Genomic DNA, 23,719 nt, shown 5'->3' with positions numbered 1-23,719 from the left:
CGTTCCATGGGACGGGGACCGGGACCGGACGCCGGTCAGCGGGCGAGTACGTGGCCGTCGTGGGGGCGGTGGTCGCGGGAGCGGCGCAGGTCGGTGGTGACGTAGGTGCGTTGCAGCCGGCGGTCCGCTCCGTCGTACCGGGGGTGGAAGGCGGTGCGGCCGTGGACGGTGACGCGGTTGTCGATGATGACCAGGTCGCCGGGGGTCAGGTGCGGGGTGCGGGCGGTGGTCTCGCAGGCGCGGCCGAATCGGCCGGCGCCGCGGTGGCCCGAGGGGTGAGCGGGGTGGTGACGAGTTGGGTCATCCGTATGTCGGGATCCTCGACCGCTCCCGACAGCACCGGTCGGGGCTTGACGTCGGGCTCGCTCGCGGCGGCGTCGGGGCCGAAGGAGGGTGTGGTGTGGTGATGAACTCCGGTGCGAACAGGGCCCGGCGGCCGGCCGGGATGAGAAGCGGCAGCGCCCGGCGGATGCCGGCGACGCGCATGCCGGCGATCCGGTCGTGGTCGGCGCGCAGACACAGGAAGATCACGTAGTCGGGTGGGTGGGGGTGGAAGCCGTTCTCGGTGTGGAAGGACAGCGGCGCCGATCCGGCGTTGCCGTGGAAGCTCTCCTGTCCGGGCACGGGCACGACGTCCTGCACAAGGGCACCGGATTTCTCGGCCCGGTAGGCGAGCGGTTCGCCGAGCCCGCAGGCCACCATGGTGAGCACCGCGGCCGAGACGGTGACCCGGCGCTGGACCGAGCCGGGTACGCACGGTGTCGTGGGCAGGGCCGCCTGATCGACGGGCAGGCCGCCGATCACCAATGTGCCGTGCGGGCCGGAGCGCCTTCGAAAGCGGTGCGCCCCACGCCGCGGCGGGGACGGAAGGTCCTCCCAGGCGTCCCGGGCCCGGACACCCACTCGGGGTCGTCGACGTGGTCTTGCTCGCCGGTGCACAGGGTGTGGGCGAGCCGTTCGCACGCGCCGGCATCGGCCGGCTCAAGTGCCCGGTCGCCGGTGACGGCGGAGGTTCGGGTGGTGCCGGGTGGCGTCTCGGGCATCGGGGTCTCCTGCCGGAGTGTGGGCGGCGGGCACGCGGACTCACGGGTGGCGCAGGCCGGCCACCGCGTCGGCGATGTAGTGGTCCCCGAATCGGATCAGGGAGGCGTACCGGCCCGCGCGGCGATGGCGCATGTGCCGTAGTTCGGCGACGGCGTTGTCGGGGCCGTCCGGTTTCTGGGCGATGGAACGATGCAGATGTTCACCGTCGACGATGTCGGCTTCCAGGAGGGTGTTCCGCGCCTCGGCCAACTTCGGGGCGCGGGCCGCCAATTGCTCGTAGGAGTCGGGGACCGCGGACAGCACGTCCTTCATCGCTGCCCGGAACAGCTTGTATCCGCGATGTTGGCGCCCGCTCAACGGGACATCCACCGAAGGAGGCGCCATGGTCCGGCGTATCGCCGCCACGTAGTACCCGACCGGGATCGTACTGGCTTTCACGCGACTGGCAGGGCGACCGGGGCCAGTTCTCGATCGTGAAGCCACCCGTGCGGACACCGCGGCGGCGGTCCCACCACCGGCCCCCCGCAGGTCTGACGATCAGCGTTCCGACGAGCGAACCCGGGGCCCGGGCACAGCCTCGGCTTCGCACCCGGTCCCGAACCGGACACCCGAATCCGCGCGCCGGGCGCATCGGGTGCCACAACGTCAGCAGGACGTGTCGGAGGTCCGCATCGCCCCGGCGCCTGGCGGCAACAGCGTCTCCGCGGGTTCTCGGTGCTGCCCCTGAAGGGATTCGGCCTGCGGGCACGGCCGAGCGCCGGTGACAGGAGCGCTCTGTGTACTGGTGCAGTTCGTTCGTGCGGACTCCGTCGCACCGCGCCCGGTAGCGGCCGCGCACGCTGGATGCCGGCAATCGGCGCCGATCACGGCGCGTCGGGACCGTGTCGCCGCACCGAACGGAACGCCGACCGCGGCGTCCCGTGCGCGGGCGGATCAGCCGACGTCGGCGACGAGCCGCTTCGCGAGCTGTTCGGACGAGGCCGGGTTCTGGCCGGTGTAGAGGTTGCGGTCGACGACGACGAAGGGACGCAGCGGCAGGCGGGACTTGGTGTATCGGGCGCCGCTGTCGCGCAGGCGGTCCTCCAACAGCCATTTGGCCTTGCGGCCGAAGCTGTTGAACTTCTCCTCGACGTTGGACAGGCCGGTCATCCGGTATCCGGTGAACGGCCACGACCCGTCGGCGTTCTGCGCCGCGAATGCCGCGGCGGGCGCGTGGCACAGCAGTGCGAGGGGCTTGCCGGAGGCCAGCACGCGGGTGAGCAGCGCGCCGGAGACCGGGTCGACCGCGAGGTCTTCCATCGGTCCGTGCCCGCCGGGGTAGAAGACCACGTCGAAGGCGTCCGCGTCGACATCGCCGAGCGACCGGGGGTTGTCCAGCTCGGTCTTGATCGTGTCCAGGTATCGGCGGACCTCGCGCAGCTTGGCGGGACGGCCTGCGGTCCACGACATGCTGAGCCGGTCCAGCGTCGGCGCCTTCCCGCCCGGGGTGGCGATCGTGGTCCCCCACCCTGCCTCGGTGAAGATCTTGTGCGGCATCGCCAGCTCTTCGCCCCAGAAGCCGGAGGGGTGCACCACTCCGTCCCGCAGCGTCCAGCGGTCCGCGGCGGACACCACGAAAAGGACCTTGGTCATGGCGTTCTCCCTCGCGTTCGGGATGGGCAGGTGCCGCCGCCCGTCCGGACGGGGCACGGGCGCCCTCGACCATCATCGGCCAACGTGTGGTCGAGGGCGATCGGATCACTACCCGGCGTCATCACGACTCCGTCACAGGCCGCGAGGCTCCGGCGCCGGGCCGGGCCGCGGGCAGCCAGGCGCGGTAACGGCGCAGCGCCTGCCGCTGCAGGAGAAGCTCGGAGAGCAGAGCTCGCACGGGATGGGTCCTTGGCCTGGGGTCGTTGCCTTGGGCGATGCGGCGCATCTGGTGGCGGACCTGCGCCATGCTCGCGGCCGACGCGAGGGACTTGTCGGTCCAGGTCACCGGGCGCAGTTGCCGGTCGGCCTCGCGGCCGTCGCGCCAGCGTTCGGGCAGGCCCGGGGTGACGGCCAGGGCGGTACCCATGCCGATCAGGGCGACGCCGCCGGCGAGGACCCGGTCGGCGGTGTCGCGTCGGGTGATGCCGCCGGTGAGCATCAGCGGGAGCGGGCTCGTCGTGACCAGGTCCGTGGCCAGGTCGAGGAAGTACGCCTCGCGGGCCCGGGTCCGCGCATCCGCGGGGCGGCCGGTCATGGCCGGGCTCTCGTAGCTGCCGCCGGACAGTTCGACCAGGTCGACGTCGAGCGGTTCGAGCATCGCGATCACCCGGCGGGCGTCGTCGACGCCGAAACCGCCGCGCTGGAAGTCCGCGGAGTTGAGCTTCACCGCGACCGCGAACGACGGCGACACCACCGCGCGCACCGCGGCGACGACGTCCAGCAACATCCGGGCCCGGTTCTCCAGCGGACCGCCCCACGCGTCGGTGCGCCGGTTGACCAGGGGCGACAGGAACTGCGACAGCAGGTATCCGTGCGCCGCGTGGACCTCCACGCCGTCGAACCCCGCCTCCTCGGCGCGCCGGGCGGTGGCGGCGAACCGGGCGACGGTGGCCTCGATCTGCTCCGGCGTCATCGCGGAGGGGCGACCGAAGCGGTTGCTGTGCCGGCCGAGGTCGACGCCCACGTCGGAGGGGCCCCACACGACGCCCGGCATGTCGGCCCGGACCTGGCGGCCGGGGTGGTTGATCTGCATCCAGACCGCCCCGCCGCCGGACTTGGCCGCTTCGGCCCATGCGGCGAACGGCTCCAACGGCGCCGCCTCGTCGAGCACCACGCCGCCGGGGCCGGTGAGCGCCTCGGCGTGGACCATCACGTTGCCGGTGATCAGCAGCCCGGCTCCGCCGGTCGCCCAGCGCCGGTACAACGCGATCAGCCCGGCGCCGGGAACCTGGCCGGGGCCGGCCATGTTCTCCTCCATGGCCGCCTTCGCGATCCGATTGCCCAGCACCTGCCCGGATCGCAGGGCCAGCGGCGAGAACAACTCGCTGGTCATCCGCGTTCTCCTCTCAATCTTCCGATCTCGGAATCCCCTACAATGTGTGCACTGCTCACATTAGAGCATCGATGTAAGCGGTGCATACACGAAGGAGTGTGACCCATGTCGCAGGACGGCGGCTCGTACCATCACGGCGATCTGCGCACGGCATGCCTGCGTGCCGCGCGGGAACTGCTGGAGGAGAACGGCAGCGCCGCGCTGTCCCTGCGAGCGGTGGCCCGGCGGGCCGGCGTATCGACCGGCGCCCCCTACCGCCACTACGCCGACCGCGAGGCTCTGCTGTCCGCGGTGGCCGCCGAGGGCTACCGCGAACTCGCCGAACACCTCGCCGCCGCACACCCGTCACCGGCCACCCCCGACGAACTCGCCGACGTCGCCGTCGCCTACGTGCGCTTCGCGCTCGACCGCCCCGCAGTCTTCCGGGTGATGTTCGCCGAACCCTGCGACCCCACCAACCAGGACCGGGTCGACGCGACCGCCGCCATCAAGGACTACGTGCGCGGCATCGCCCGCGCCGCCTTCCCCCACGGCGACCCCGACGCGCTCTCGACCATGGTCTGGGCCCTGGTCCACGGCCTGGCGTTCCTGCACCTCGACGGCAAACTCGACGCGTCCACCCCGGACGTCGTCGCGGACCACGTCCGCACCACCGTGCACGCGCTGTTCACCGCCACCCCGGCCATGCCTCAAACCACCGCAACGCCGCTTGGGCAGGCAACCACCTAGCACGGTGACCGGAGCGTTCACCCACGCGCGATCGGCAGCGAAACCTTCCTCCGAGTCCGAGCATGGCGTGGCCATGCAAGGTGAACCTCACGTCCTTCTCCTGCTCGACCGGGTCGTTTGCCGCCACGGTCCCGTGGCGGCCGAAGCGCACCCGGTCGGAGAAGCCGTTGAACGCCTCGACGTTGTTGGTCCCCGCCGTCACCCGGGCCCTGAGCAAGCGCGTCCGAGATGTAGCGCAGGAGTCCGACGGTGCGAACGACCTTGCCGACCTCACGGAAGGCCGTGTAGGTGACGTTGCGCTTGGAGCCGGACCGCAGGCGCCACACCGCAAGGCCGAGAAGACTCCCCCTTCGCGAATCGACTGGACGGATTCCGCCATCCATCGCGCACATCCGCCTTGTAGCGCGCTCAGTCACAGCATGGGCCGAGTGTCCCGTCCGTGATGATCTGGTCCCAGTCTCAGTTGATCTGGTCCGATTCGCCCGTCGTCTCGGTTGATCTGGTTCGCCAGATCGTTCGAGGCGAGGCTTCGTGTCTTTTGGGTGACACCTGGTTTCTGGATGACGCGGTGGCGCGGGTGTTCCACGCTCGTATGTACGGACCAGGCCCGGTCCTGGCTCTATCCACGGCAGGATCTGCGCACCGAGATCTAACGGCTCCGTCGACGTCACCCCGGCCCGCCGTCGGCAGCGATCCCGCCCGACCGGCAACGCGCCTCCGACATCTCGCCGTTGCGCACCTGGGAACCGCCACCTCGCGCATCCGCCGCTCGGAGGCGGAGACCCGGGAACTCCGCACGGCGCCGGCCCCGGGCGAACGCGGGGCCGCCGAAGTGCCCGGACAGCCGCGGCCTCCTGGCATCATGCCCTCATGAACGTCTGGGCTCACGACGGCCTGCTCTATGAGGTGGATTCGGGCTACAGCCTGCCGGACGACGCCTGGCGGTACGAGTTGGCAGGCATCTCCGGCGCGCCCGGGTCAGGACCGTACCTCGTCGTGATCATTCCCGACGCCACGCCGGAAGACGGTCCCTTCAGCCCGAAGCAGGTCGAGCACGTCCGGACGGTGATCCACGATGGACGGACCCCATGGCCGGTCCTCCTCCGCTTCGTGGATCTGATCGAGGGCTCCGGCGACGTTACCCACGGGCACGAGGCAACCTCGGACATCGGCACCCTGGCCTCGTCCAACAACGAATGGCAGTTCGCCGACCGGCGATTCGAGGTGAACTCGTTCCACATCGGCGACCGGGGTTCCTGGTGTTACGAGCTGTATGAGGTCGCTCCCGGGACGTCCGAGAACAACTACATCGAGGTACAAATCCCCGATGCCAGCCGGCGGAGGGTTCGTTCGTTGCCGCGACGGCCGATCAGGCGACGTTCACGGCCCACGGGGCATGGACGCTGCCATGGCCGGTCTTCCGACACTTCCTCGACGTCATCGAGACATCGGGCGACATCGTCGCGGACACAACGACAGCCGGCGCCGACACCGTGATCGACGAAGTCGGGACCGCGTCGTCGATCGACACGCCGAAGCGGAGTTCGCAAAGATTCGCCGGCCATTGCTGAACGCCTCAGTTCTTTGCCCCGTCCGCGACACCCGTCCACAACGGATCACCGCGGCTCGTAGCCGTGATCGAAATCGGAGTGCAAGACAACGAACGTATCCCCGCCACCTTTTCACCCATGCGGGAGTGGACATGGAGGTGATCGGACCGTTCGACGGCACCCGGGGCCGACGGATCGCCGGACGGCTCCGGGAGGATCACCTGCCGAGTCGTTGCAGAACGTGAAGCTCGACCTCGTGGCTCAGACTCCCAGGGCCATCAGTTCGAGGCCGGGCGGAGCCAGATCAATTGAGACACCAGCTGCCATCCGCGCGCCCGGGACCGGATCGACTGAGATTTCCGGCAACCCGGCGTCTCAATCGATCTGGTCGCCGCAGGTCACGGCCACGCACTCAGACCAGATCACTTGAGACGGGACACCGCCCAACCGTGCTCGAATATATGTTCGAGAAATGGTCTAACGTGATCAACATGGGTGATTCGGATACGGGTGTCGATCCCGCGGCATTGGACGCCACCTTCGCTGGCGGCCGCCCGAGCCTCGGCGAACGTGTCGCGGCCACGCGCGCGCGGACCGCGGCCGGCCCCGATGAGGCTGTCGAGCGCGCGATCCTCGCGAGCCTTGATCTCGCGGGCCTCGCCCATTACCGAAACCATCGTCGGCTCCTGATCGAACACCCGATTATCGCCGCCCGCATCGTTCGCGGCCAGATGCTCGCCGAACGCGAAGCGTTGCGCGAGGGCTACCGCACCGCGCTTAGGAACAGTTCAGGTGTCTCAGGTGGGTCGGTGTCTCACGCAGGCCCGTGTCCGGGAAAACTAACGGCTCTGCCTCACTTCCGGTGGTAGCTCTGCGTGAGCGTCACGGGAGGAGGATGCGGTGGCGGAGGAGGTCGAATCCGGCTCTCCCGTGCATCTGCCTCATGATGCGTTTGGTTCGGGTGTTCACGCCTTCGGTGCGTCCGTTGTGGTGGAGCGTGGTAAGGGCGGCGTCGACTGCCGCGCGGTCGAGTTCGAGGCCGTTGGCGAAGGCATGCAGGTGGGGAAGGTCAGAGGCGCGGACGGCTGCGATCCATGCGGTGAGCCCGGTGTCGTTCCCGGGTGCGGGGGTCAGTAACGAGGCGAACTCGGCTATGTGGGTGTGGAGTTGCGCCATCTCAGGGCATGCGGCGGTGAGGTCTCGGATGAGTTCGGTGTCCTTCTCGCGGCGGTTGTCCGGGCGGGTGAGGAGGATGCGGGCGAAGCGTCTCGGGGTGGTGACGGGCCGGTCGCCCTCGGCACGACCTTGGGTGAGGTAGCGGTGGAGGAGGTTGAAGCTGCCGGTGTAGCCGAGTTCCTTGATCTCGCGGAAGAGTTGGGTCACGGGAACGGCGGGGTCGGCAGCGCGGCGTGTGCGGAGGTGGTCGCGGTAGGGGTCGACGAGGGTGGGCCGGTAGCGCGGGGCGCGTCGCAGGGCGTCGGGTTCGCGGATGCGTGCGTACCGTTTAACGGTGTTCAGGGACACGTCCAGCCGGCGGGCGCATTCGAGCAGGCCGACGCCTTTGCCGAGGAGTTCGTGGACTCGGTTCCAGCGTTCGCGGGTGGTCTGCTCATGTGTTCCGCCGGGCCGGGGCGGGTTGACCGTGGCCCAGCACGAGGCGTGGGAGCGGACCTCGGCCAGCGTTTTGTCGCACAGGTTCGCCCATAAATGCCATCTGTCGGTCACCTGGACTGCGTCGGGTAGTGCGCGGCGTATTGCTTCGGCGTAGGCGCCCGAGCCGTCCCGGCAGACGATTTCGACGCCCGGGTGCCGGCGGAGCCACGCTTCGAGAGCGTAGGTGCCGCGGCCAGGCAGGACGTCGATGCGTTCGCCGGTCTCGGCGTCGGTCAGCACGGTCGCGTAGCGGTGGCGGCGCTTGAGCGCGAAGTCGTCCACGCCCAGGACCCGCGGAATTCGGAGGGCCGGCAGCGAGATTCCGGTCAGAACACGCAAGGCGGCGCACCGCGACAGTCGGGCACCGAGCGCCACCAGCGTCCGGGCGCCCGCGCGGCCCGCGAGTTCCCGCACCACGGTTCGGACCTGGGCGAGCAGGCGCACCGTCCGGCGCTGGTAACGCTTCACCACACCGGGGACCTGCTCACGAAACGTGACCCGAGGGCAGGCCGCGGTAGGGCAGACAAGGCGGCGAAGCCTCGCTGGCACGACCACCCGGCGGGCGTCGACTGGCACGTCTGCCACGGTGCGTTGATGGAAGGCGTGCACCCGACCGGTCCGACTACCGCAATCCGGGCAATCTACCGGACCGCCGGGCGTCCGTGCCCGCACCCGGATGACCTCGCCCTCGTCCGCGACCTCCTCGACAACCAGCGGCGCCAGCCCCGAAAACACCACGCTCACAAGCTCGTTCGCACTCAACACCCGCACATGATCACGGACTTACACTCCGTCACCACCGGAAGTGAGGCAGAGCCTTTCTTCCGGTGGCGACTCTCGGGCACCGCAGCCGCGAATGCGGCAAGGCATTGGTCAAGTACCGGGTGGCCTGAGCTTGTCCTTCAAGCTTGGGCTTGGCTTCGGTAGCAGCCTGACGCCCATGTGTCCGGGCTTTCCCTGATCACCGGTGATGTCGGCGGCCTTCGCCCGATTCTGTGCTTCGACCAGGAGGCACGGAACGATCGGGGCGAAGACCGTGGTGACGACTCTGCCGTTCGGTCCGGGACGGGACGAGGCGTTCGCGGAACTGTCACGCTTCCGGGTCGAGTTCCATGCCTGCCCGACCCGCCGCGGCGATGCGCTGTTCGAGTTGGCGGATGCGCTGCTGTGCGCGGACGGGCCGGTGAAGTCGCTCGTCGGACTGTCGCTCGCACCGGAACACCGCCGTGGTCACGGAGCGCTCTACGACGCGGTCAATCGCGGCCGGATCGCCACCGACCGATTGCGGGACGCCCTGGCGCGGTTGCCTCTGCCCAGGGCCGCGGACGGGCGGATCATTCTCGCGGTCGACGTCTCGCCATGGCTGCGGCCGGACGCGGACACCAGTCCGGACCGCTCGTTCTGCCACACCTTCGGCCGCGGCGAGGGCAAGCATCAGATGGTGCCCGGGTGGCCGTACTCGATCGTCGCGGCGCTGGAGCCGGGCCGCAGTTCGTGGACCGTGGTCCTGGACGCGGTGCGGCTCGGGCCGGGCGAGGACGTCGCGGCCACCACCGCCGTCCAGGTCCGCGCGGTGGTCGAACGCCTGATCGCCGCCGGGCAGTACGAGTCCGGGGACCCGGACATGCTCGTCGTGCTCGACGCCGGCTACGACGTCCCCCGCATCGCCTTCCTCCTGGCGGGCCTGCCGGTCGAGGTGCTCGGTCGGATGCGTTCGGACCGCGTCATGCGCCAGCCGACGCCTGCGAGGGTCTACGACCCGCAGGGCGGCCGACCGCCCAAGCACGGCGGCGAGTTCGTCTTCGGGCAACCCGACACCTGGGGCGAACCCGGGGCCGCGACGACCACCGAGACCACCCGCTACGGCACCGCGACCGCGACCGCATGGGATCGGCTGCATCCGCGCTTGACCCGACGCAGCGCGTGGGCAGGGTTCGACGGGGAACTGCCGATGATCTCCGGAACGATCGTCCGGCTCGGCGTCGACCACCTGCCCACCGGCGGAGATCCCAAGCCGGTCTGGTTGTGGTGGTCCAAGACCGACGCCACCGAAGCCGACGTGGACCGCTGTTGGCAGTCGTTCCTGCGAAGGTTCGACATCGAGCACACGTTCCGTCTGTTCAAGCAGACCCTCGGCTGGACCACGCCCAGGCTCCGCGACCCCGAATCCGCCGATCGCTGGACCTGGATCGTGATCGCCGCCTACGCGCAACTGTTCCTCGCCCGGCCGCTCGCCGACGACCTGCGACGTCCCTGGGAGAAACCCGCCGAACCCAACCGACTGACCCCGGCCCGAGTCCGCCGAGGGTTCAGGAACCTCCGCTCGAAGACCGCACGTCCGGCCGGCGCACCCAAACCCTCGACCCCCGGTCCGGGGCGACCGCCAGGCTCGAGGAATCACACACGGGCACCCCGCCACGACGTCGGACGCATCGTCAAAACAGGCGAGCCATACACCCGACCCAGCCACCACAACAAAGGCACCAAACCCCGAAGAATGGGTTAAAGAACAAGATAAGTACCTGTTCCTGACCCCCGGCGCTGGATTCGCCATTTGGCGCGCCGTCGCATCTGGTGGCGGATCGAGGTGTCGTTAAGCCCGAGAACCGCCGCGTTGTGGCGTTCGGATACGTTGATCGACGATGATCTCCCTTGGTGGCAGCAGCAGTTGCCGCTCGTGATGCTCGGTGGGACTCGTCCCGAGGGCGAAGGTCTCGTGTCGCGTGGATTCATCGGAGGGATGTTCCGAATGAGTGAGTCTGTGACCGGCGAAGGCAGTCCGAGCGTGGAGCCGACGATCTTGACGATCTCGGCGGAGAGCCTGGTCGGTGCCGGGCTGGAGTCACAGGTCCGGTCGTGGGTCGGTGAGGGCCCCAACGAGCCGATCACCGCCGATCAGATCGTTGCGCTCGTCGGCGAGGATCGGCTCGCCGAGGCCGCCGACGCCTTGGGCAGGACGTCCGGTGACCTGGCTGCGGACCTCGCCGCCGAACTCCCCGAACTCATCGCCGCCGCGTCCAACGACGCGAACACCCCCAACGGTCCAAGCCAAACACCCGGTCTCCAGGCCAAGTTGCTAGCGTTCACCGTGATTGCCCCGGCCTCCGATCTGTCGCTCCTCGACGAGTTGCCGATCGACGGTCACGCAACGCTTCAGCTCCAGTACTGGTAGGACGGCGACCCGGAACGGGTGGGAGCGGGTGGCGGTGGTCCGGATGCCCGCCCGTCAGTCCCGGTCGTTCTCGCGGGATGTCGGCTGACTCGTCCGCCGTGACTGCCTGCGGGTGATGCGCCTGGTCATCAGGGTGATCGCGGCCCAGGTGATCAGTGATTCCGAGTGTTGGACGAGCCGTTCGTAGTCGCGGGCGTGTCGGCGGGCGTGCATGACCCAGGCGAGGGACCGTTCGACCACCCAACGGCGGGTTATGTGGAATCAAGAAAGTCAAGTCGAGAGGGCCGTGCGCCGGGAGAGCGCCCTGCTAACCTGACCAGCACTCAACCCGCCTGACCTGCAAAAGAAGACACCAATGCCGCACAAGCGGCCCCATGAACTCCGCCAGTCTCTGAGCCACCGGCCCCGCTGGCGGATCGTGCCCCACATCCCTGGACTTCCGGCAGCCGTGCAGCAGGAAATCTGCCAGATAGAGATACGAACAGCCATGAACTGGGCGAAGACTGGTCTGTGGCCGGGAGCCGTGGCGGAAGCCCTGTCCGGATGGTCGAGCACCTCCCGCGCCCCTTCCGAACGGCACTTTCACCCCTGCGGATGCTGCGGCCGAAGTAGCCGTGAGCTGCTGGACGAAGTCCTCGCGATGCTCTCGGCTCCGTCAGCTCGGGCCCTTGAACGTCTGATCGCGCCGCTGGACGACGGCTTTCTCCTTCGGACCTTGCCGAACCCGCTGGATCAGACGGACGCGCCCTGGTGGGCCCGACGGATCTGACCGGATCATGGACCTGAGGAACACCCACCGCAGCCAGGACCGGCCGCCTTCGACCCGTCGCCGGTTCCGACCACCGGGAGCAAAGTCGCGGTGGCGGGGACACCGATCTGGTTCGGTGTCGGTCCTGCCGGGGTGGGAACGTCGGCGAGGCGTTCCAGGAGCAGGTCAAGAGCGCTCTGCCCGTCATCGACGGCGGCCCGTTCATCGTCGGTGAGCGGGATGTCGGCCAGCATCTTCTGCAGGTTGTCCTTCGCCTCCAGCTGGAGGCCTTCGGCGTGTAGAAGTCACAGCGGGCGCAGGCCATGCGGTGCCGGCACTGCTCGAAGAAGGTGTAGGTGCACCAGCCGTGGCCGAGGTCGAAATACTGCCAGGGCTCGCCATTGGCCGCAGCGCCGGAGGTGACCGCGTCGCGGTCGACGAGGACTTCGATGGTGCGGACGTTCCGGGCGAAGTAGCCGGCGTCGTTGTAGGCCCTGGCCAGCGTGTTCGGGGTGATCTTGGCGTAGTGCTGCGTGGACTCCGGGCTCCGGTGGCCGAGCCATGCCTGCAACTCGAACAGCGTCATGGGTTCCTTCGCGTTGTAGAGCTGGCTGGCGATGGTGGACCGGGCCCGATGGCTGGTGGTGTTCCCGCGGACGTCCGCGGTCGGGACGCCCGCCTTCCGGCAGAGCGTTGGGATGATCGTCTTGTTGACGTAGGTCTTGGCGACCCGGTGGGCCCTCATCGCGAAGAGGAGGTCGACGTGCTCACTGGTCTTGCGGTCCAGCATCTTCGGCTGCTGCGGCCGGAGTTCCTGCCATGCTTCGATCGCCTTGCCCAACAGCGGGTCGACAGGCTTGGTGAACGCGATGCCGGTCTTGTGGGTGGGGACGTCCAGCAGACAGACGGCGTCCCGTGCCAGTACCTCGTCGGAATCGCCGGGGATCGGGAAGCCGTCGTGTTGCCAGCGGATGCAGCCGACGCGCAGGCGGGCCATCTCGTCGCTGCGTAGTCCACTGAACAGCCAGGTCAGGGATAGTGCTCGCAGGAGTTCGAGGGGGTAGCGCAGGCTGTTGAGGTTGGTTGGCAGATCTTCGGGCTCGATGTTGAGCCCGGACCACAGCAGCTTGGCCCAGATGTCGTCGGTAATGACCCGCGGGTCGGGTCCGAGCATCGCCCCGACTGTTCTGGGTGTGGCCAGAGCACGTACGGGGTCGAACCGCCGCGGGATCCACTCCCATTCCTGTAGGTCGCGGAAGAACGCCCGGGTCGTGGTGAGATAGCCCGACTTGGTGTGCGGTGTGACCGGCTGACCTGTGCGATTCCCGTGACTGGCGAACCGCTGGGCGTAGTCACCGACATGGAGCCTGTCCACTGCGGCGACCCAGGCCGCGCAGGTCTGACGGGTCCACTGGCCCGGTTCCGTGATCTCCGGATGTTCGGCGGCGAGCCACCGTCCGATCTTCGACAGCAGGGAGCGGTTGTTGTCTCGGACCTTGCGCGACAGCGTGGACGTGTTGTGCCAGCGCTCGATCCACTCGACCCACGAACGCGCGGTTCCCTCGATCGCGGGCATCCGCCCGCGATACGGAGCCGGCGGCAGGGAACAGTGTCCGAGCGCGGACACGGCTCGCTGGATCCCGTAGAGGGCTCCGATGTAGCGGTCCGGCAGGTCAGGGTGCTTGCGGATCCGGTCGAAGGCGACGGTCGTCAGGTCTTCGAGCATCGGGCTGCGGTTCAGCAGGAGTGTCTGACAAAGGACCGGGGAGATCCGCGGGTCGATGCCGGCCTCGACCTGGTAGCCCCAGCCGCGCAGCACCTGCGCGACCTGATGCTGCACATCGTCGACCTTGCCCTTGCCGAACAGGCGCCAGGCCAGTGGCAGCCGCTGAAAGCCTCCCAGCTGGTCGAACTCGGTGAAACCGCTGATCAGGTAGGCGTATGCGACCAGATACGAACGCGCGGTCCCCTCAGCCCATCCTGGAACGGTCGCGGTGAACTGCCGCGCGCTGGTGCCGATCAGGGCGAGCCAGTCCTCGGCCGACCAGACCCAGACCGTCCGGTCGTGTTCGGCACAGCGCAGGAGAATGAGGGCGATGGCGTCGTCGACGCCCCGGCGATAGCTCCCCTCATCGGGGCACCACAGCGATGAGCGCACGTCGTCGAGCGGGCGAAGCAGGCACCGAATGGTCTTCCACTGTGGGGCCGCCGGGTCGTAGCGGCCGGGGTAACGGCGCAGGTCCATCCCCAGGGACGCGATCGCTTCGCGTTCGTCGCCGGTGAGCTCGGGGTACCGGTCGTAGCGGTCCGGATTGACCGGCCACGGCCAGGACGGCGCTGGGTCCGTCGCCAAGACAGACGCCTCGGTCGGCCCGGTCACCGCGAGACCGCCTCCATCACGGGCTCACCCAGGCGGGCCAGCATCTGCACCCGCCAGCCGTGGATCTGTTCCATGCCACGGTTGAGCTTGTCGGCCAGGTCCCTGCCCGAGAGGTGGATGTAGGTGAGCGTGGAGTCGGTGTGGCGGTGGCCGGCGAACGTAGCGATCGCGTGCAGTTCCCAGCCCATCCGGGCCAGGTCGGTCAAGCACAGGTGTCTTGTCGTGTGAGTGGAGAACCGTGGGACGTCAGCGGCCAGCGCGACGCGGCGGACCACCTTCGACCAGGTCCACAAGCTCAGTGGCTCGGCGTGGTTGCGTCGGGATTCCGACAGGAACAGCGGCCCGCGGGCCCGACTGATCGTGGCCCGGTGGGCGAGGTAGCCCGACAGCAGGACGCCGGTCGGTGCGGAATACGGAACGATGCGTTCGAGCCGGTTCTTGGTCGTCTCAGCCCGCACCCGAAGGGTGCGGTGAGCCGGGTCCAAATCGTCCGTACGCAGTGAGCTCAACTCCTCACGGCGCAGTGCGGAGTCGTAGGCGAGGGCGAGCATCACCCGGTTGCGTATCGGCTCCTTGGCCGCGACCGTGAGGACATCCATCCACTGCTGTTCGGTGGGTATCCACGGCAGCTTCGTCAGTCTGGGCACAAGACCACGCTCGTGCCCACCACGCCGTCGGCCCGGTGTGTAGCGGCCTCGGCCGACCGGGTTGGAGTCGCGCTGTCCGTCTTCCATGAGGAAGTCGTAGAACAACCGGACTGGCACCAGGCGCTGCTGAATGGTGGCGTTGGACAGACCCGAGCCTGAATCGATCGAGAGCACGTTCGCGCCTCGACGGCTCGGCCGTGAAGTCAACTCCCGTACATACACAGCGATATGGGCCCGATTTGCCGTCAGTGGGTCGACGTTCTCCCGCTCACACATCTCCAGGTACTCGGCCAGTCCCCGGGCGTAGGCGTCGATGGTCCGGGGCGCCCGCCCCAGATCGGTCCACACCTGCAACCACCCGGCTGCTTGCTCGTGCCGCCCGAGCACCGGCCACTTCTTCTCCAGCACCACCGTGCCCAACGCATCTCCTCAGTTCGTGGTCGTACCGCAGGGAGATGATCTCCGCTGGGGTTAGATTCCACGTAACTGATAGGAGGATCCTGAATCCCTTGACGGTGGGGTCGCGTTGGACGACCTCGACCTCGACGTCGATGCCGAGGGTCGCGCCGTGCTCGATCGTCTTGGTGCGGTAGCCGGCGTCGGCCCAGGCCTTGGTGACGGTGGGGTGGGCGGCGGCGATCGCGGAGAGCAGGTGGATGCCGCCGGTGTTGTCGGAGACGCTCGCCGCGGTGACCCATACGGCGAGCAGGAGGCCGACGGTGTCGACCCCGACGTGGCGCTTCCTGCCCACGATTTTCTTGCCGGCGTCGATGCCCTGACCTGCGGTGGGGACGTTGGCGGAGGTCTTGACGCTCTGCGCGTCCAACACGCACGCGCCGGGCTCCGCGTCGCGGCCCTCCGGCGGCCGCGAGATTGAAGCCGACACAGTTGCTGTCCGCAACCCGGGTGGGGTTCACCGTGCCCGACACGTGCTCACGTGCGACCCGGACGCGGTCCGCGCGTTCGTCGCGCGGGTGACCGTGGTCGGCGATCGGGTCTTCGCCGCCGCGATCGCCCACGACGAACTCGACTGCCGCGACGCGCCCGTGGACCGCCACGAGTCGATCACCCCACCGGACGAGATCACACGGGCCTGCGTGGAACACGTCCGCGATCTCGGCCGCCTCTACAGCGCACTGGACTTCGTGGTGGACCGCCGCGGCCTGTGGCACCAGCTGGAGACGAACGTCGTGGGCGAGTTCGGCGCGATCGAGGCGTGGACCGGGCTGCCGATCTCGGCCGAGATCGCCCGCCTTCTCGTCCAAGGCCCCACGACACGACCCACACGCGCCAGGATGTGAAGCATGGATTCGCTCCTCGCCGCCGCCCTCGCCGCCCTCGACGTCACCGAGCCCCCACAACCCCTGACCGCCCACCACACCAACGCCTGGCGCACCACTGAGCGGAAGATCAAGACCGCCGTGCAGCCGCTGCCGCAGCTTCCCTGGAACACGAGGCCCGCGCCGTCGCACTTCTGCGCGAGGCCGGCCCGACCACCATGGCCGCCGCCCACGGCGAGAGCGACGCCGGTACCTGGGCCGCGTTCGGCCGGTTGCCCGGTACCACCTTGTGGCAATGGTGCCGGGTCGCCCGGGACGAAGCGGCACCGCCGGACTCCGCGGGGCGCCTGCGCGCCATCGCGTCGGCCGCGTTCACCACGCCGGCACGACGGCACGCCGCCGGATGGCGCCACGGCGACATCCACCCGGACACCATCCTGATCTCCCCCGGCGAGACACACGTCGATCCGATCGACCACGATCTCGCGCACCATGCGCGCCTGTTGCCCCTGCCCGGCCCGTACCGGGGCGGCGGGGACCAGACCACCGCGCCCGAGATCGCCCGCCGACTCCTGGACACCCCCGCGGACGTCGACCTGGAGGTGAACGAGGCCGCCGAGATCCACAGCCTCGGCGCGGCGATCCGGTGGGCCTGGACCGGCACCACCCCGGCCACCGACCACATGGCCGGCCCCGATGCCACGCCCGGCGACGTCCTGGAGGACATCGCCACCGGCCGACGGCGCGTCCCGCCGGCCGACGTCCGCCCCTGGGCCGACGCGGAACTGGAGGCCCCGATCGAAACCGCCATGGCACCCGACCCCGCAAGACGCGCCGTCTCCACCCGCACCGACGCCATCGCGTAGCGGGCCCGGGCACGGCACGGTCCACCGGGATGGCCTCCCGACACCATTGAGTGAAAACCGACGTGAGGCGGTCGTATAGCGGCCCCCGTCGGGCACTCGGAAGGACCGTTTGTGAGAGTCACTCGGTGTCTGGCTCGGTGTTGCTCGGGTGGGCACCCGTGAGTTCCCACTCCAGCATCCGCATCCGCTCGACGGGTGTAGTTGTCCCATACCAACGCGGTCGGACCGCCGAGCTCCCGGTGCGCGGAGTCCAACAGCTCGGCGAAGTCCTTCTTGCGGACGCCCTTCGGGTCGCCCTTGCGGCCGCGGTGCAGCCGGATCCGGAACATAGCCGGGTGCGCCGGCCGGGCGCGCAACACACCAGGCCGGCGCGCGAGATGCGCCCCGAGCCCTTCCCGCCGACGAGGACGACGGGCGGTGGCCCCGCCGGTACCAGGTTCGTGCCTTCGGTGGACGCCGAGTCTGTGAGCGTGAGGGTCGCAGGGGGCATCCGGCGCTCCTTGCCGGGGCTGTTCTGGTGGTTCGAGGCGGGGCTTCGCGACGACGGTGGAGGGCGTGGTCGCTGCGCCTGGAGGTCTCGGTGTCGGGTCGGCCCCTTGGGTGCGGCGGTGGGGCCGCGGAGCGGACCCGGTGGTGGTCTCGTGTTGTCGTCCGGTGGATTCTCGTCGGACTGTCCATGGGGCGCGTGGGTGCGAAATCGGGATCTGACTTCGTCCGTAGGGGAGCCGGTGATCTCGTCTCGGCCGGGTGGGTGGGACGACACCCCGGGATCGGCCGGCCGCATGGTGAGCATGCCCTGCCCGACGGACCGGAACGCACTGTGAATGGTCGGAGTCATGGCAGTGGTCGGTCGTCGGCGACGGGAGCCGACGGAGTGCCTGTAGCGGTGGTTCGGATCCCTGCGTCGCCGGCCGACGTGGGGTGACCAGTCGGCTGCCGCAGGGTGATGAACGAGGCGTGAGACCGGTGCGGGCAGGCTGACCGTTCACCACACCAACTACCCACACCGATCGCGGCCGTAGTAGGTTATCGGTCGACCACTAACATAGGAGCGAGCATGACACGCACGGAAGACGACGCCCGCCGCGCCGCTGCCCAGCACGCCGTGGCCGAGCACCTGCGCCTCACCGCCGCGGGAGACACCGAGGAGTGGGTGAAGCTGTTCGCCCCGGACGCGGTACTCGAGTTCCCGTACGCCCCGGACGGCGTGCCGAAGCAGGTCATCGGGCGAGACGCCCTGCTCGCCCACATGCGCGGCTTCCCCGAGACCTTCGACGTCAGGTTCGTCGACCTTGTGTTCCACGACACGGTCGATCCGAGTCTCGTGGTCGCGGAATTCCGCTCGACGGGCACGGCGCTGCCCACCGGCAAGCCGTACGAGCAGACCTGCATCTCGGTCGTCCGCACCGACGACGACGCACGCATCACCCACTACCTGGACTACTGGAACCCCCTGGTCGCGATCGAGGCCCTCACACCCTCCGAGGTGCCGGCCGCCTCCGACCGCAGCGTCACGTTTGGCACCTGACCCCAAGCCATGTTGGACTGACGCCCATGCCTGCCGCCGGTACCAGCACCAAGAGCGACGAACGACGCCGGGCCATCATGGCCGCCGCGGTCGACTGCTTCGCGCAAAAGGGGTTCTACGGGACGACGACGCACGAGATCGCCGAATGGGCCGGCGTCTCCCAGCCGTACCTGTACCGCCTGTACCCCAACAAGGAAGCCCTGTTCGCGGCGGTGGTCGACCACGTGTCGGTCGTCATGACCGACACGCTGGTCGCCCACGCCCCGGCATCAGGGGGGGCCGGGCCGGAGCCGGAGGAGGCGCTGGGCGCGGCGCGTGACGCCTACGCCGCGCTCGTCGCGGACCGGAGCATCCTGCGTTTCCTCATGCACGCGAACTGCGCCGCCGGCGAGCCGCTCGTGGGGCAGGCCGTACGCCGGTGCTACGCCAAACAGGTCGCCACCGTTCGGCAGCTCCTGGGCGACGACGACGCCGTGCGGCACTGGTTCGGCGCCGGAATGCTCGACAACGTGGTCGCCGTGCTGGGCCTGGCCGACATCGACGAGCCGTGGGCGCACGTCCTCATCGCACGATGACCCGACACCGGCGGTTCGGCGACGACGGCCCCGGGTTCCGCGTGCCGGACGCCGGCCGGAGTCACGGCGCGTACCGGTGGGTCGGGTGGGTCGGGTAGCCGGCGTCACCGCCCCGTGGAAAGCGCCGTCTGGCAGCCGCAGCGCCTCAGTGGTCGGGACGACAACGAGGACCGGGCGCACGTGCCCGCTGCTCGTCGTCGTACCGGGCGGGTGGGTCGCCGGGGCCGTGTCGACGTACCGCGCTCGAACGTCGCTCGGGTCCTGCGCGCCGCCGGAAGGACGACCGAGCGGTGGAACCGGCCTCGATCGCGGACCTGTTGGTGTCGATGGACCGCATGCCGCCGGGCTGGGAGCGGGCGTTCCGTACCGTCGACCGCGCGCTGTTCGCCCCGGACCGCGTGTCGCCGTTCACCTACGCCGGCCAACGGCCGCCACACCGGGCCCACCCCGGGCCCGGTGGCGTCGTCGGCATCGATGCCCTCCGCCGTCGCCGACATGCTCCTGTACCTCGACATCCACGGCGGCGAACGCGTCCTCGACAGCGGCACCGGAACCGGCTGGACCGCCGCCCTCCTGGCCGCCCGCGGCTGCACGGTGACCACCGTCGAGGTCGACGAACACCTCGCCGACCAGGCCGCAAGAACCTCACCCGCGCCGGATACCCGAACGTCACCGTGATCACCGGCGACGGCCCCCACGGCCACCCCACCGGCGCCGCCTATGACCGCATCCACGTCACCGCCGGAGTCCGCCACATCCCCGCGACCTGGCTCGAACAAGCCGCCCCCGACACAATTTTCCTCCTGCCCTGGGGCACCGACTACGGCCCCCACGACGCGGCCCTGCGCCTGGTCGTGGAGTCGTCGACGCGGGCGAGTGGTCCGTTCACGATGGCGCTGTCGTTCACGAAGCTGTGCGCGCAACGTGCCGCGCCGCCGACGATCGACCTTCCCGAGGGGTGGCCCGGCGTGGCGAGTGCCGGCGGCACGGTTGCCTCGGTGGCCGCGGCGGGCTTTGCCGATGGTCGTCGTCCGAACGTCCTTCAGGCGGGGCCGCGTTCGTTGTGGAGCGAGGTCGAGGCGGCCTGGCGGTGGTGGGACCGGGCGGGTCGCCCGGAGGTATTCGACTTCGGCTTGACCGTGACCACCGGCGGGAGAGGTCCACCAGGTCCCTGGTACGCGCGCCCGGAGCGCGAGAACCCCGGCATATGAGGAATGTTTCCCGCGGGCCATGCGGTGAGGAATCACGCGCTGGGTGAAGCCGTCCGGGCGGTGGTGCCGTGTGGATCGCCGGCTGTTGTGCCGGTGGGGAGGTTGGCGCTGCAACTCGTAGTTCCGGCCGGTTTGCCTGCCCGATTTTCCTGAGCCCGGGATGTAGCCGGGTGCGGGGCGGCGGCCCGCCGGCTGCTAGCCTCCGGCCCATGACCTGGCTGCCTGCCGACTTCGTCCATCCGGTTCGCGTGGCGCTGCCCGGCCACTACCACCTGCGCCCGATCAGCGGTGCCGACACCGAGCTCGACTACCCGGCCGTGATGGGCTCGCGGGAACGCCTGTGGTCCATCTACGGCGAGGCCTGGGGTTGGCCGGTGGCCACGATGACGTTCGAGCAGGACCGGGAGGACCTGATCCGGCACGCGGACGAGATCGCGGCCCACAAGTCGTTCAACTACGCGCTGTTCGACGACGCGGGCACGGCCCTGCTCGGCTGCGTCTACATCGACCCGCCGGAGAAGACCGGCGCCGACGCCGAGATCTCCTGGTGGGTGGTGGACGACCGGGCGGGCACCGAACTCGAGCAGGCACTGGATGCGCTCGTCCCGCAGTGGATCGCGCAGGCATGGCCTTTCGAACGCCCGCGGTACGTCGGACGCGACCTCTCCTGGCAGGAGTGGCTGGCCCTTCCCGATCTCGTCTGACCCGGCAGCCCCGGACGCCGCAGAAGCCACCGCGGGCCCGCGCAGCCGACTCCTGGGCCTCCAGCAGGTCGGTGGGTCCTGGTGCAGTGATGCCGGACCGGTGTCGATGGACATCCTGCGGCATCGGATCTCACGGGCGGTTACCGGGCCGCAGCCGTACTGGCGGGCTGTGACCACTACACTGTGGCCAGGTATGTGAAGTTGCGCCGGGCCGGCGGGAACCCGGTCGAGCGTGAGCATCGCGCGCGTCCCATCGACGCCTTCATGCCCAGATCGAGGAACTGGTGGTCCGCTCCTTCGGCCGGGTCCGCGCCGACGTGGTGCACACGCGCATCACCGCGATGGGGTGTTCGAGATCGTCGCGATCGGCCGTTTGCACGTGCGTCCCAGCGGATCCGTAGTCCAAGGGCGGATCCGAGGCGACGGTGCGGATCGCGATGACGGATCTGGTGCCCACCGACGCGAACCTGCGCGAGCACTACAAGACCTTCGGCGAACTGGAGGCGACCTGCCGGGCGTTCCGCGACGAGGTCAACGTCCGCCCGCACCGCGCGACCCGTCGTCGCCCCGCGGACATGCTCGCGAGGAGCGAACCCGGCTGTGCCCGCTGCCGCAGGAGCCGTTCGCGGTCGCGTTCGGCGAGACCCGAAGGGTCTGCTGGGACTCGACGATCTCCGTTGACGGGGTGCGCTATTCGGTCCCGCACCAGCTAGGCGACTCGCGAGTCTGGGCCCGACTCCACGGCGACGAGCCGATCGTGACCGCAGTCGGGGAGCACGGGCCGGCAGAGGTCGCCCGCCATCCGCGCTCGACTCCGGGCAATCCGCAGGTCAGCGACGAGCACTACCCGCACCGGCACACCGAGAGCGAGCGAACTCCCAGGTCCGGCACGGCGGAAGAGGCCGCGTTTCTCGTACTCGGCCTCGGGGCGGCGGCCCGGCCGACCGAGGCCGCCGCGTCCGGGACGCGGCGGATCCAACGAAGGATGGCCGAGGTCGCGGGTTCGCCACGGGCGCCGTGATCGACACCGCGTGTGTGTCAGGTGAGGCGTTTCCGGCGCCTGCCGCGGACTGCTTGTGGGTCCGGCGTGGGAGGGGGTGGCGTGTCCGCGGGCGCGAGTGCCCGGTGTCGGGTCGTCGTGGCGCTCAGGGCCACTCGGGGTGTCAGGAGCGCGACGGGGTGGCTGGTCATGGTCAGCACACCCAAAAACGCGGCTTGTGTGTGTCGGTGGCGGGTTCCGGCCGCGAGGACGTGGTCGAGGTGGCGGGCGAGGATGCGCTGGCTCGCGGTCGGGGGTGGTCCTTCGGTGGTGGGGAAGGCGAGGTCGGCGGTGGTCGCGAGGTTCCAGGGGGTGTCGTGGAGGCGGCTGAGACGACGGTGGTAGTGGCGAGCGAGGCCCGACCGGGCCCGGTGCCGGTCGAGGATGTCCGCCAACAGGTGCGCGGTGAGGACGGCGACCGTCATGCCCTGTGCGTAGACGGGATTGAAGCAGCAGCCCGAGTCGCCGACGGCGATGAGGTTGTCCGGCAGGCCGTCGGCCCGTTCCAGGTGTCGGCGGCGATTGGTGTGGCATTGGTGCATCTCACGGGGGTGAGGGGTTCGGCGCCTCGGAGGGCGTGGGCGATGGTCGGAGCGGTCAGTGATCGGGCGAAGGGCAGGAAGTCTTCCTCCATGGGAGTGGGACGCTCCGGGCCGATGCCGGTGAGGGTGACGATCCACCGGTCGTTCTCGATGGGGGCGATCACGCCGCCGCGGGGAGTGTGGGGACCGATGGCCAGGATGTAGCAGCTGCGCCAGTGGGTGGGTGTGTTCGGTCCGGGGATCCGGAAGATGCGGGTGGCGTAGCCGACGTGAGCGTTGACGACGCTCTCCGGTACGGGTGGGCAGCCGAGGTCTGCCAGCCATCGCCCCAGGTGGGAGCCGCGTCCGCCGGCATCCACCACGAGGTGGGCGGGGAGGGTGGTGGCAGTGCCTGTGGTGAGGTCGCGGACGTGGACCGCACTGACGCGGCGAAAGGTGCCGGTGAGGCCGTCGGCCTGGTGGCGCTGGAGCAGGTGGATGCCGTGCGATGCCAGGACGCGCTGTCGGAGGGTCGCTTCGATCAGTGGGCGGCCGGCGCCGATGGCATGGAGCCCGGAATCGAAACGGGTGCCCCAGCCGTACCGGGTGGCGATGGCGAGGTCCCGGCCGATGTCGATGCGATGGCCTCGGCGGTCGCCGAGTTCGTCCGTGAGGCCGGGGAGCAGGGCGTCGATGGCGCGTATGCCTTCGGTGAAGAGGGCGTGCACATGCCTGTCCTGGGGGGTTCCCTTGCGGTTGGCCGCTGCGGTGGGGATCGCGTCCCGGTCGAGGAGGACCACTTGCGCGTAGTGGTCGGCGAGTACGTGGGCCGCGAGCAGGCCGGCGATGCCGGCACCGATGACCACGGCGCGTTCGCCGCGCGTCGTCGGGGAGCCTGCGCGGTGGTGTCGGGTCACCGGATCCGGCCTGGGGTGTCGCTCGATGGCGGGTCGGCGCCCGGCGGGGATACGTGGGACATCCATAGTCGCGTACACGGGCGCCGTCGACTCGGAAGCGTCGACGAGACGCTCGTGCGGGCACGGTCGT

18 protein-coding genes and 6 pseudogenes are annotated in these 23,719 nt (G+C 69.6%); 13 read left to right on the top strand and 11 right to left on the bottom strand.

The window, feature by feature from the left end; all coding sequences use genetic code 11:
- Nucleotides 1-35: 35 nt before the first annotated feature.
- From ACFXKZ_RS30740 to ACFXKZ_RS30725, 4 genes and pseudogenes are all read right to left on the bottom strand, one after another.
- Nucleotides 36-1,043: pseudogene (locus ACFXKZ_RS30740) on the bottom strand (TauD/TfdA family dioxygenase).
- A gap of 40 nt (nt 1,044-1,083) precedes the next feature.
- Complete coding sequence (locus tag ACFXKZ_RS30735; RefSeq protein ID WP_380004489.1) at nt 1,084-1,401, bottom strand: hypothetical protein; 318 nt, start codon at nt 1,399-1,401, stop codon at nt 1,084-1,086.
- A gap of 576 nt (nt 1,402-1,977) precedes the next feature.
- Nucleotides 1,978-2,676 carry a type 1 glutamine amidotransferase domain-containing protein gene (locus ACFXKZ_RS30730; RefSeq protein WP_380004487.1) on the bottom strand — a complete coding sequence of 233 codons (699 nt, stop codon included), beginning with the start codon at nt 2,674-2,676 and terminating at the stop codon, nt 1,978-1,980.
- A gap of 121 nt (nt 2,677-2,797) precedes the next feature.
- Nucleotides 2,798-4,069, bottom strand: a complete 1,272-nt coding sequence (locus ACFXKZ_RS30725; protein ID WP_380004485.1) for a 2,4-dienoyl-CoA reductase — start codon at nt 4,067-4,069, stop codon at nt 2,798-2,800.
- Nucleotides 4,070-4,174: 105 nt separating this feature from the next.
- Between ACFXKZ_RS30725 and ACFXKZ_RS30720 the strand changes: the two genes are divergently transcribed.
- The 3 genes from ACFXKZ_RS30720 to ACFXKZ_RS30710 all read left to right on the top strand — a co-directional run bounded on the left by ACFXKZ_RS30720 (nt 4,175) and on the right by ACFXKZ_RS30710 (nt 7,217).
- Nucleotides 4,175-4,798, top strand: coding sequence for a TetR/AcrR family transcriptional regulator (locus tag ACFXKZ_RS30720; RefSeq protein WP_380004483.1), 624 nt, complete (start codon nt 4,175-4,177; stop codon nt 4,796-4,798).
- Nucleotides 4,799-5,668: 870 nt separating this feature from the next.
- On the top strand, nt 5,669-6,295 hold the full coding sequence (locus ACFXKZ_RS30715) for a hypothetical protein (RefSeq protein WP_380004481.1): 627 nt from the start codon (nt 5,669-5,671) through the stop codon (nt 6,293-6,295).
- A 502-nt stretch (nt 6,296-6,797) separates the two neighbouring features.
- On the top strand, nt 6,798-7,217 hold the full coding sequence (locus ACFXKZ_RS30710; protein ID WP_380004479.1) for a hypothetical protein: 420 nt from the start codon (nt 6,798-6,800) through the stop codon (nt 7,215-7,217).
- A gap of 13 nt (nt 7,218-7,230) precedes the next feature.
- Here the strand turns inward: ACFXKZ_RS30710 and ACFXKZ_RS30705 are convergent, their stop codons facing one another.
- Nucleotides 7,231-8,736, bottom strand: a complete 1,506-nt coding sequence (locus ACFXKZ_RS30705; RefSeq protein ID WP_380004999.1) for an ISL3 family transposase — start codon at nt 8,734-8,736, stop codon at nt 7,231-7,233.
- Nucleotides 8,737-9,040: 304 nt separating this feature from the next.
- On the opposite strand from ACFXKZ_RS30705, the gene ACFXKZ_RS30700 reads away from it, so the two are divergent.
- The gene (locus ACFXKZ_RS30700) at nt 9,041-10,507 is read left to right on the top strand and encodes an NF041680 family putative transposase (protein ID WP_380004997.1); all 1,467 of its coding nucleotides are present in this window, start codon (nt 9,041-9,043) and stop codon (nt 10,505-10,507) included.
- Between the two features lie 48 nt (nt 10,508-10,555).
- Nucleotides 10,556-11,173 (top strand): YidB family protein, encoded by a 618-nt coding sequence (locus ACFXKZ_RS30695; protein ID WP_380004477.1) that lies wholly within the window; start codon nt 10,556-10,558, stop codon nt 11,171-11,173.
- Between the two features lie 108 nt (nt 11,174-11,281).
- Here the strand turns inward: ACFXKZ_RS30695 and ACFXKZ_RS30690 are convergent.
- The 4 genes and pseudogenes from ACFXKZ_RS30690 to ACFXKZ_RS30675 form a co-directional block, all read right to left on the bottom strand.
- Nucleotides 11,282-11,428: pseudogene (locus ACFXKZ_RS30690) on the bottom strand (IS5/IS1182 family transposase); the annotation flags it as partial.
- 68 nt (nt 11,429-11,496) lie between these two features.
- Entirely contained in the window at nt 11,497-14,301 is a 2,805-nt protein-coding gene (locus tag ACFXKZ_RS30685) for a tyrosine-type recombinase/integrase (protein WP_380004475.1), read from the bottom strand.
- Entirely contained in the window at nt 14,298-15,359 is a 1,062-nt protein-coding gene (locus tag ACFXKZ_RS30680) for a tyrosine-type recombinase/integrase (RefSeq protein ID WP_380004995.1), read from the bottom strand. Before ACFXKZ_RS30680 ends, ACFXKZ_RS30685 begins: the two co-directional genes overlap by 4 nt.
- 82 nt (nt 15,360-15,441) lie before the next feature.
- A pseudogene (locus ACFXKZ_RS30675) lies at nt 15,442-15,816 on the bottom strand (transposase); the annotation flags it as partial.
- Nucleotides 15,817-15,877: 61 nt separating this feature from the next.
- Here ACFXKZ_RS30675 and ACFXKZ_RS30670 point away from each other — a divergent pair.
- From ACFXKZ_RS30670 to ACFXKZ_RS30635, 8 genes and pseudogenes are all read left to right on the top strand, one after another.
- On the top strand, nt 15,878-16,249 hold the full coding sequence (locus ACFXKZ_RS30670) for a hypothetical protein (RefSeq protein ID WP_380004472.1): 372 nt from the start codon (nt 15,878-15,880) through the stop codon (nt 16,247-16,249).
- Between the two features lie 197 nt (nt 16,250-16,446).
- Complete coding sequence (locus ACFXKZ_RS30665; protein ID WP_380004470.1) at nt 16,447-17,094, top strand: hypothetical protein; 648 nt, start codon at nt 16,447-16,449, stop codon at nt 17,092-17,094.
- A 1,057-nt stretch (nt 17,095-18,151) separates the two neighbouring features.
- Nucleotides 18,152-18,622, top strand: coding sequence for a nuclear transport factor 2 family protein (locus tag ACFXKZ_RS30660; protein WP_380004468.1), 471 nt, complete (start codon nt 18,152-18,154; stop codon nt 18,620-18,622).
- A gap of 26 nt (nt 18,623-18,648) precedes the next feature.
- Complete coding sequence (locus ACFXKZ_RS30655; protein WP_380004466.1) at nt 18,649-19,197, top strand: TetR/AcrR family transcriptional regulator; 549 nt, start codon at nt 18,649-18,651, stop codon at nt 19,195-19,197.
- 474 nt (nt 19,198-19,671) lie between these two features.
- Nucleotides 19,672-20,408 (top strand): annotated as a pseudogene (locus ACFXKZ_RS30650) (protein-L-isoaspartate O-methyltransferase).
- Nucleotides 20,409-20,617: 209 nt separating this feature from the next.
- On the top strand, nt 20,618-21,112 hold the full coding sequence (locus ACFXKZ_RS30645) for an N-acetyltransferase (protein WP_380004464.1): 495 nt from the start codon (nt 20,618-20,620) through the stop codon (nt 21,110-21,112).
- A 120-nt stretch (nt 21,113-21,232) separates the two neighbouring features.
- Nucleotides 21,233-21,438, top strand: a pseudogene (locus ACFXKZ_RS30640) (IS21 family transposase); the annotation flags it as partial.
- Nucleotides 21,439-21,489: 51 nt separating this feature from the next.
- Nucleotides 21,490-22,106: pseudogene (locus tag ACFXKZ_RS30635) on the top strand (IS21 family transposase); the annotation flags it as partial.
- A gap of 44 nt (nt 22,107-22,150) precedes the next feature.
- Here the strand turns inward: ACFXKZ_RS30635 and ACFXKZ_RS30630 are convergent.
- Complete coding sequence (locus tag ACFXKZ_RS30630; protein ID WP_380004462.1) at nt 22,151-22,576, bottom strand: hypothetical protein; 426 nt, start codon at nt 22,574-22,576, stop codon at nt 22,151-22,153.
- The gene (locus tag ACFXKZ_RS30625) at nt 22,573-23,589 is read right to left on the bottom strand and encodes an NAD(P)/FAD-dependent oxidoreductase (RefSeq protein ID WP_380004460.1); all 1,017 of its coding nucleotides are present in this window, start codon (nt 23,587-23,589) and stop codon (nt 22,573-22,575) included. Before ACFXKZ_RS30625 ends, ACFXKZ_RS30630 begins: the two co-directional genes overlap by 4 nt.
- Nucleotides 23,590-23,719: the final 130 nt, after the last annotated feature.

It is taken from the genome of Embleya sp. NPDC059237 (assembly GCF_042754105.1).
GTDB lineage: Bacteria > Actinomycetota > Actinomycetes > Streptomycetales > Streptomycetaceae > Embleya.
Note: the sequence above shows the minus strand (reverse complement) of the source record. Positions and strands in the feature narration are given on the sequence as shown.